This is a genomic window from Shewanella gelidimarina (assembly GCF_023283945.1).
Lineage (GTDB): Bacteria > Pseudomonadota > Gammaproteobacteria > Enterobacterales > Shewanellaceae > Shewanella > Shewanella gelidimarina.
Map to the genome: position 1 here is coordinate 355,797 of NZ_JAKIKW010000002.1, position 8,968 is coordinate 364,764.

At 44.8% G+C, this 8,968-nt stretch carries 5 protein-coding genes and 1 pseudogene; 3 read left to right on the plus strand and 3 right to left on the minus strand.

Features of this window, described 5'->3' with window-relative positions; all coding sequences use genetic code 11:
• Positions 1-69 precede the first annotated feature (69 nt).
• Entirely contained in the window at positions 70-1,566 is a 1,497-nt protein-coding gene (locus L2729_RS03450) for an alkaline phosphatase (RefSeq protein ID WP_248987003.1), read from the minus strand.
• Positions 1,567-1,863: 297 nt separating this feature from the next.
• Here L2729_RS03450 and L2729_RS03455 point away from each other — a divergent pair.
• Positions 1,864-2,197 (plus strand): annotated as a pseudogene (locus L2729_RS03455) (hotdog domain-containing protein).
• Positions 2,198-2,261: 64 nt separating this feature from the next.
• Here the strand turns inward: L2729_RS03455 and L2729_RS03460 are convergent.
• Both L2729_RS03460 and L2729_RS03465 read right to left on the minus strand, forming a co-directional pair.
• On the minus strand, positions 2,262-2,471 hold the full coding sequence (locus tag L2729_RS03460) for a hypothetical protein (protein WP_248986990.1): 210 nt from the start codon (positions 2,469-2,471) through the stop codon (positions 2,262-2,264).
• Positions 2,472-2,685: 214 nt separating this feature from the next.
• Positions 2,686-3,048, minus strand: a complete 363-nt coding sequence (locus L2729_RS03465; RefSeq protein ID WP_248986991.1) for a cytoplasmic protein — start codon at positions 3,046-3,048, stop codon at positions 2,686-2,688.
• A gap of 550 nt (positions 3,049-3,598) precedes the next feature.
• Here L2729_RS03465 and L2729_RS03470 point away from each other — a divergent pair.
• Both L2729_RS03470 and L2729_RS03475 read left to right on the plus strand, forming a co-directional pair.
• Positions 3,599-4,759: an efflux RND transporter periplasmic adaptor subunit gene (locus tag L2729_RS03470; RefSeq protein ID WP_248986992.1), complete on the plus strand. Its 1,161-nt coding sequence runs from the start codon at positions 3,599-3,601 to the stop codon at positions 4,757-4,759.
• Between the two features lie 9 nt (positions 4,760-4,768).
• Positions 4,769-7,921: an efflux RND transporter permease subunit gene (locus tag L2729_RS03475; RefSeq protein WP_248986993.1), complete on the plus strand. Its 3,153-nt coding sequence runs from the start codon at positions 4,769-4,771 to the stop codon at positions 7,919-7,921.
• The last annotated feature ends 1,047 nt before the right edge of the window (positions 7,922-8,968 follow it).

Genomic DNA, 8,968 nt, shown 5'->3' on the forward strand with positions numbered 1-8,968 from the left:
TTGGGTACTATTGCTGACATATTTGAATGAGTCAGTAAGAAAAATTATTAATGACCAGTTGCTTAGGTATTAATATTTAGTACCGCCTAGCGTTTGTGCTTGGTTGATGATGTGGAAGATCACGTTCTGCTCAATAACACCTTGGACAAGGTCTGAACCTGGGCCGGTTGCATGTAGCGTGATATCTTCGCCCGCGTGAGTTTCGCTATTCATCGGCACTAATGACTGCTGCATAAAATCTTTGTCTTTGGTATCGACAGAGCTTAAATCATCACGCACACCCACAACAGCGCCTGGACCATTGGTATAACCGACGGTGGTAAAAGGCTTACCGTCTTTAGCAATGGCGAGATCGCCACCCACATTGTGGACCAATCCTAATATTGGATTGCCACGCTTTGGGTAACCTGCGATGGTAAATACATGGCTATGGTCAGCAGTCACCATGATGAGTGTTTCGGCTGGATCTGTTGTTGCAACAGCCGCTTTTACCGCGTTAGATAATTCAACGGTATCCATCATTGCGCGATAAGCATTACCCGCGTGATGGGCGTGATCAATTCGTCCAGATTCAACGATGAGCAGGTAACCCTTGTCATTTTTATTAAGCAGTTCAATCGATTTTTGGGTCATCTCAGTCAATGACGGCTCACCGGCGGTGTCATCAGCTCGGTCTGCTTCATATTCCATGTGTGATGAATTAAATAAGCCCAATAGATGGTCGGTTGTCGTCACATCGATGGCATCAAAACCCGCTTGGTCCCACACATAAGCCGAATTGCTCAGGTTGTCGGTCCAAGCTTGAGTTAAATCAACACCATCGTCGCGGCGACCGGTTTTATTTTCGCCATCAGTGACATCGCTTGGAATGAAGTTACGACGACCGCCACCCAGTGCCACGCTTAACGCATTAGCTTCATCGCGCATCACCAACTGATAGGCAATATCCTTACACTCATTGGCAACAGCTTCTGCTGGAAGGTTGGAGTCTGCTTCCCAATTACGCTCTGGCGATGCCGCGTAGGCTGCTGCTGGCGTGGCGTGGGTGATGCGAGCCGTACTGACTACACCCGTCGATAAGCCTTTGGCATTGGCGAGGTCGACCAAGGTGATGAGTTCATTGTCTTTCGAAGATAGGCAATTAGCACGCAAGCTGTTGTCTGATACTGATAACACACCCGCCTTTGATTTCACGCCGGTAACGATTGCGGTCATGGTGCCAGCAGAATCAGGTGTTTGTTGGTTGGTGTTATACGTTTTAACCAGTGCCGTTTTTGGGAAGTGCTCAAAGCTGAGGAGGTTTTCTTCGCCGCCTTGATTATTAATTTGTTGTTGTCCTTCGAAGATTCGGGCTGCCGTTAAGGTTGAAATACCCATGCCATCACCGACAAATAAAATCACATTTTTAGCTTTCTTTGGCGCTGTTTGTTGAGTTTTATCACTCACTAATTGGGCGCTGTCTTTAAACCATTGGCTATCAGTTTGGTTACTAGGAAGTACCGCTGCATTTGCTGCAATTGTTACGAGACTGCAAGAGGCTATTGCCGCTATCTTTTTGATATTAATCACTATCGTCACCGTCAATTTATATTATTTATAGGAGGTTTCTTTGTGGCGATGTGATTGTCGAGTATAAGCATGACGATATGGCGATGATTTTGTGTCAGTTTTGTTGCTTTACACCATTGGTGCATTAACCGAGGGCCGAACATTGCAGTGCAATGTTCGGCTATTAGGGGGCAATATAAGTATGAGAAGAGGGTTTGGATTCGCTTTATGATTGAAAATAAACATTAATTTTGTTGGTGCAAAACTTACTACTACTTTTTAGGTGTTACACGTTAAGTTTAAAGAGGCACCATTATGAAACTTTATAGTCGACGATTCATTAAACCAGAACATCTCAATCCTGCTAATTCACTGTTTTGCTGTCAACTATTAAGTTGGATAGATGAAGAGACGGCTATCTTTGCCGGTTGCCAAATGAAAAGCCTAAGTTATGTCACCAAGCTCATCTCTGAAGTGAACTTTATGACATCTGCGCGGCAAGGGGATGTGATTGAGTTTGGTTTGTCATTGCTAAGTTATGGTTCAAGTTCAATAACGGTTTGTTGCCAAGTGCGCAATAAGCTCACTCAAGCCCCTATCGTGAGCATAGACAAAATGGTATTTGTCCACGGTTAATGAGCAAGGGTAACCGGTACCGCATGGCATGCGAGCCAATGCTGCTAAATACTGACGGCAAGCTTGGTTAAGCCACTTTAGTCTTTACTGAGGTCATCTTTTACTGAGTTGACAGCGTCGCGGGATGCATGGCCGATAGCGCGAGTGGTATCCCGCGAGGCATGACCAATGTCGGTAGTGACCTCTTTGGTGGTATCACTTATCTGACGGCCAGCGTCTTTTAATTCTGCACAAGCGCTGATAGTGGTTATTGTGCTGAGGAAAATAACTAAGGTCGATAATCTCATCAGAAGATCCAGTGATTAATAATGGCAGGCACTATGCCAGCAATTATCCAATGGGTCTAGGGCTGTAGGGGTAACTATTACTGCTGCTTTTGATACGAGATAAAAAATGATGAGCGAGGAGGGATATCAATGTTCGGCAGTGTCGATAGAATGGGATTTTGCAGTCGTTGAAATTAGCGGCATGTTCTAGTGATTAGAACATGCCTACTGATGGTTACAGTTTGCTTAAGCGCGACTTATAATCATCAATGATATGTTCCATTATCTCTTGTACTGATGTGTCTTTAGTTTTGTTATCCATAAAGACTTTAAAGGTCGCTAGCACATGAATATCACCTTTAAGACGGTCATTTTTCATCGAAAAGTAGGCTTGCTCTGCTTCTGCTTCTCTAACAACACAGCCCTCATGTTCGAACAATCGAGTCCCTGAATGGCCGTGCCACTTAGTGATTCTGTCGAGTGCTATTTCACATGAACGGTTAATCTCAATATGGTTTAGCCAGCTTGTTGGGTGAGCGGGATCCTTTATTTGTGGGCATCGGACTGTATAGTTATAAACGTGAGAAATTGCTGTCATAAATTACCTACCTGTTCGCTGTAACGGATGCCATATTGGGCACTGTTCTTATTATGCTCAACACATGGTGTTGGCCTGTGCGTACTGTATGTGTCTAAGGTTAACAATTAACTGCTAACTTGGGTTATTCAATCTAATAATAGCTTACGTGTCATGCTGTTATAGAAAACAGCGTAAATGAGCTAAGTCATTTGTACCACTATTGGGCTGCTATTGAAACTAGAACACTTACTAATTTTAAAGCCTAGTTAAACTTAGTTGCTCTGAGTATTTTTTACCACGACATGAACTCCAATAAACTTGCTCTAGCTCCCACTTTTGCCTCTGACAACACTTTTAAGGGTTACTTCGACTAATAAAGCATCAGTTAATTTAATAAAGTGCTTTTGTTGGTCACTTGATTAGTTTTTTTTAGCAATATGAGGTTATCTATGCTGTTTTATGTAAAAACAATGCTGCTGCCGTGTAAAAAGGTTTATGTGCGGTGCAGTATGTGCTTATAATTTCAAGATAAATATAATGCAAATATCTGACCCTTCAGGAGGCTTAAATGGCCTGTTCAACAGTTTCAAAGCTAAAACTGCTCACCATTGGGTGCATCAGTATTATTGCCAGTGGGTGTGGTGAAGCGCCGGCACCTCAGGCTGCAGTGTTGCCAAGCGTGATTGTTAGCACCGCAAGCATGCAAGATATTCAATCTAAAAGTGAAATTGTTGGTCGTACAAGAGCATCTGAAGATGTGACGATTAAATCCCAAATTCAGGGGCAATTACTTAAACGTACCTTTATCGAAGGTGAAGATGTTAATCAGGGTGACTTGCTATTCGAGATTGATCCTGCAACTTATGTGGCAGAGTTAGCTCAGCAAAAAGCCGTACTGAAACAAGCTATCGCCTCAAGAGATGTCGCGGTAATGAACTGGGAACGTGGTCGTCGCTTACTGCCTGACGGCATGATCAGTGCGCAAGATATGGATGAGTTGACCTCTCGTAAGCTGACAACTGCCGCTGGCGTTGTGCAAGCCGAAGCGGCCGTCAGTGGCGCTGAGTTACAGCTAAGCTACACCAAAGTGTATGCGCCAATCTCTGGACGGATAAGTAACGCTAAAGTGAGTACGGGTGACATCATTAGTCCGCAATCTGAAATGGCAAACTTAGTCCAGTTACAGCCAATGTGGGTTAATTTTCAAGTTGCTGAACGTGCGTTAATTACCGCTCAACAAAGTTTTTCTAAGGCGTTATCTCGCGATGTTAAGATCCGAGATATTGTGATAAACCTGCGTTTGCCCAATGCAACCATGCATAAAGAATCAGGTTATATCGATTTTGTGAGTAACAAGGTTGACCCAGCCACCGGCACCTTACCTATCCGTGCCACTTTTGAAAATGCCGATAACTTTATGCTACCTGGCATGTTCGTCACTTTGATCATCGAATCGCCCATTACAGAGCAAGCGTTATTAATCCCGCAAGCGTCAGTGCAAGAAGATCAACAAGGCCGTTTTGTGATGGTGCTTAATGATAAGAATCAAGTTGAGAAGCGTATTGTCGAGCTCGGTGAACGTTTCGGTATTCAATGGCGCGTGCTGAGTGGCTTAGACGGTGGTGACCGTATCGTTGTCGACGGACTGCAGAAGATTCGACCAGGCATTGAAGTTAATGCGGTTGAGCAAGAGATTATTCCTTTCCAAGAAGCTAACCAAACTAAGTAGGGGATTACTATGATTAGTGAATTCTTCATCAATAGGCCTAAATTTGCCTTTGTGATCTCTACCGTACTGACGTTGGTGGGGCTTATCTCTATCCCTATTTTGTCAGTGGCTGAGTTTCCTGAGATCGCGCCGCCACAAGTGAGTGTGTCGACCAGTTATTCTGGTGCCAGTGCCAATGTTGTAAAAGACACCATTGCCCAGCCTTTAGAAGCTGAAATTAACGGCGTGGAAGGCATGCTGTATATGGAGTCAAAGAGCGCCAACGACGGTAGCTATTCACTCAATGTGACCTTTGAGGTCGGTACAGACCCCGACATGGCGCAGGTGAAAGTACAAAACCGGGTGCAGCAAGCAATGCCGAGATTGCCTGAAGAGGTGAAAAGGCAAGGGGTGAAAGTCGAGAAACAAAGCCCCAATATTCTGATGGTAGTGAACCTTCTTTCTCCCAACGAAACCTTTGATTCTCTGTTTATTACTAACTATGCAGGTCTTAATGTAAAAGATGCCTTAGCGCGTCAGAGCGGCGTATCGAAAGTGCAGATTATTGGCGCGCTCGATTATGCGATGCGGATATGGCTTGATCCCGATAAAATGGCCAGCTTTGCCATTACCGCCACCGACGTTATTGCAGCGCTGCAAGAGCAAAATATTCAAGTGGCTGCCGGTCGAATTGGTGCTGCACCTGTCGACCCAGACCAACAGTTTCAATATACGCTGCAGACCAAAGGACGACTAAAGAACACCACCGAATTTGCTAATGTTGTGGTTCGAGCGAATGAAGATGGCTCAAAAATCACCGTCGGTGATGTGGCTCGAGTTGAGCTAGGGTCACAAACTTATGATGCTCAAGGCAAGCTTAACAATAAACCCTCAGCGATTATCTCTATTTACCAGTCACCCGATGCTAACGCATTAGAAGTGGCGGCGGGCATTAGGGATCAGATGGATACTTTGTCGGCTAATTTCCCAAGAGACTTAGAGTACGAGGTGTTATACGACACCACCGACTTCGTCGAAAGCTCGATTAATGAGGTGGTGCAAACACTGTTTATCTCGGTTGCCTTAGTTATCTTTGTGGTGTTTATTTTCTTACAAGATGTGCGCTCAACATTGATCCCAGGGATTGCGATTCCAGTGTCTTTGATTGGTACCTTTGCCTTCTTGCTAATATCAGGCATGAGCATTAATACGGTATCGCTATTCGCGCTTATCTTAGCCATTGGTATTGTGGTTGACGATGCCATTGTGGTGGTCGAGAACGTGACGCGCTTGATGCAAGATGAGGGCTTGTCACCCAAAGAGGCCACCTCTAAAGCGATGAAAGAGGTGACTGGACCGATTATAGCAACGACGTTAGTGCTATTAGCGGTATTTGCGCCCACGGCTGTGATGCCAGGGATCACTGGCCAGATGTACGCACAGTTCTCTGTGACTATCTGTATTGCAGTGCTTATCTCTTCGGTTAATGCATTGACCTTAAGTCCAGCACTATGCGCCTCGGTATTGCGCGCACCTAAGCAACACACCACGGGCTTTCACGCTAAATTTAATAAATATTTCAATATTTTCACCGGTAAATACACCAAACTGGTGCATGTGCTAACCCGGAAGCTGCTATTGGTTTTAGTGGTCTTTATTGCGCTTTTAGCGGCGACGGGCGGTCTCGCTAAAATCTTGCCATCAGGCTTTGTGCCAATGGAAGATAAGAAAGCGTTTATGGTCGATATTCAACTCCCAGATGGCGCGTCACTTAACCGTACTGAAGACGTCATGCGTGATTTAGTCGAGTTAACGCTGGCAGAGCCGGGTGTCGAAAACGTGATTCATGCCAGTGGCTTTAGTATTTTATCGGGCTCAGTTGCATCGAATGGCGGCTTGATGATTGTCACTCTGTCTACATGGTCTGAGCGTGAATCTGCCGATATGGCAGAGCATGCCATTGTGGCAAAGCTACAAGCCAAATATGCGGCTAATCCATCCGTTAAGGCGATGGCTTTCTCACTGCCGCCCATTCCGGGCGTCGGCAGTGTTGGTGGCTTTGAGTTTGTCTTGCAAGATACACAGGGACGCAGCCCGCAGGAGCTGGCATCGGTGATGCGTGCGCTTATTATGAAAGCGAACGAGCAGCCTGAAATTGCGATGTCATTTAGTAATTTCCGCGCCGATGTGCCGCAAATGTTTGTCGATGTCGACCGTGATAAGGCAAAAGCATTAGGCATACCGCTTAATGAGATCTTTACCACCATGCAGACAATGCTGGGCTCAATGTACGTCAATGACTTTAACCGTTTCGGTAAGGTCTTTAGGGTGATACTACAAGCGGAAAGCGAATACCGAAATTCCGATATGGATATTGCACGTTTTTATGTGCGTTCTTCTTCGGGTGAAATGGTGCCACTGAGTACCTTGGTGACGGTGACGCCGATATTAGGGCCAGACGTGATGAACTCATACAACATGTTTAGTTCTACCACGATTAACGGTTTCCCAGCGCCAGGTTATAGTTCAGGTGATGCTATTCGCGCCATGGAACGCGCAGCGGCGCAGAGCTTACCAACAGGTTATAGCTATGAGTGGACAGGGCAAACTTACCAAGAGATTAAGGCGGGTAACTTAGCGCCATTAATCTTTGCTTTGGCGTTGGTATTTACCTATCTATTTTTGGTGGCTCAGTACGAGAGTTGGACCATTCCATTTGCGGTGATGCTCGCGGTGCCGATTGCCATATTGGGGGCGTTCCTCAATATTTGGCTGGTGGGCGCTGAACTTAACTTGTATGCCCAAATTGGCTTGGTGTTGTTGATAGGCTTAGCGTGTAAGAACGCCATCTTGATTGTCGAATTTGCCAAGCAGTTAAGAGAAGAGGGCAAGAGTATATTGGATGCTGGCGAAACGGCGGCTAGACTGCGTTTTCGCGCGGTATTAATGACAGCCTTTTCGTTCTTACTCGGAGTGCTTCCGTTAGTTGTTGCCACTGGCGCAGGAGCTGGGAGTCGTCGTGCACTGGGTTATTCAGTGTTCGGTGGTATGTTAGCGGCAACGATAGTCGGTACGCTGCTGGTGCCTGTTTTTTACGTAATGATGCAAACCATGCGTGAAAAGTTTAAAGGTAAAGCGGAGCCTAAAGCGGAAGAGCTTAACAGCGAAGAGGTCAAGAGTTAAACGCTTAAGCCTTAGTCTCTAAGTCTGTTTTAAGTCCATCTTGAATTAATGAAGGCCTGCATTGTTGCAGGTCTTTTTGTTTACTAAGCGTGGGGTGAACGAGAGTTCTGTGTTGGCTAAAGGTGAGCTGATTGGGGGACTCATTTGTGTCCCAAAACGTTTTAGTTATCTATTAGTTTCATCAAGCTACGCTTGAACAAAGTCGTGGCGACAAGGAATTGAACTCTAAATTGCAGCTTCATTGTTATCAATCGCCTACATCGGGTGCTGGACAGGATGTCCGAATGTCGTGAACAGATGGGTCTGTAGGAACGACCGCATGTGCAGACACTGCAGTGACACGCTATAAATACATCCTTGTAAGCTCGGCCATGACGTCCATGTCATGGACGGTCACGGCCGTATCTACACTGACAGTTGGTGTAGATACGACCTATAACGGTTTGATTGCTAACTTGTATAAATTCAGTAAGATGTAAGTGTGCGTTCATGAAAAGTTGAGATAACTGGAAAGCAAAGTGTGCGACTCACTTTTGTCCTGAGGTGTATTGGATATAATCTTAAGCGTAAATGTTTAATTATTTGTTATTAGTGAGTTTTTCAGGCTTTTACCTGTGCACGCTTTCTCAACATGGCTTGGCAAAACGCGCAAGCCGTATATACAAATGTTAGGTGCCGATGGACATAATTCTACTAATTCTTGTGTTATCTGGGTTTATAGCTGTGTATTTTTATATTGTTGCTATCCGTAGCATTTTTGGATCTGTTTTTTCACAACCATCTATAACAGAATACATTCAAGTTTTTGTTTTAAATACTGAGCAAACTTTAGATAAATCGCAATTGCGTAAAAGAAAGGTTTCAATCATATGGATTGCAATTTTTATAAGCCTAATTGTTTTCAGTCGTTTCATATAAGCAGTTGGTTTATAGCACCTAACGAATAAGGATAGGCCGCGCGTAGCCGCGTCCTTATCCCGATTGTTGAACAAGCCCGAGTGATACCTTTATAGTGTAAATATCAGCGTAAGATCTTACGCTTTTTTG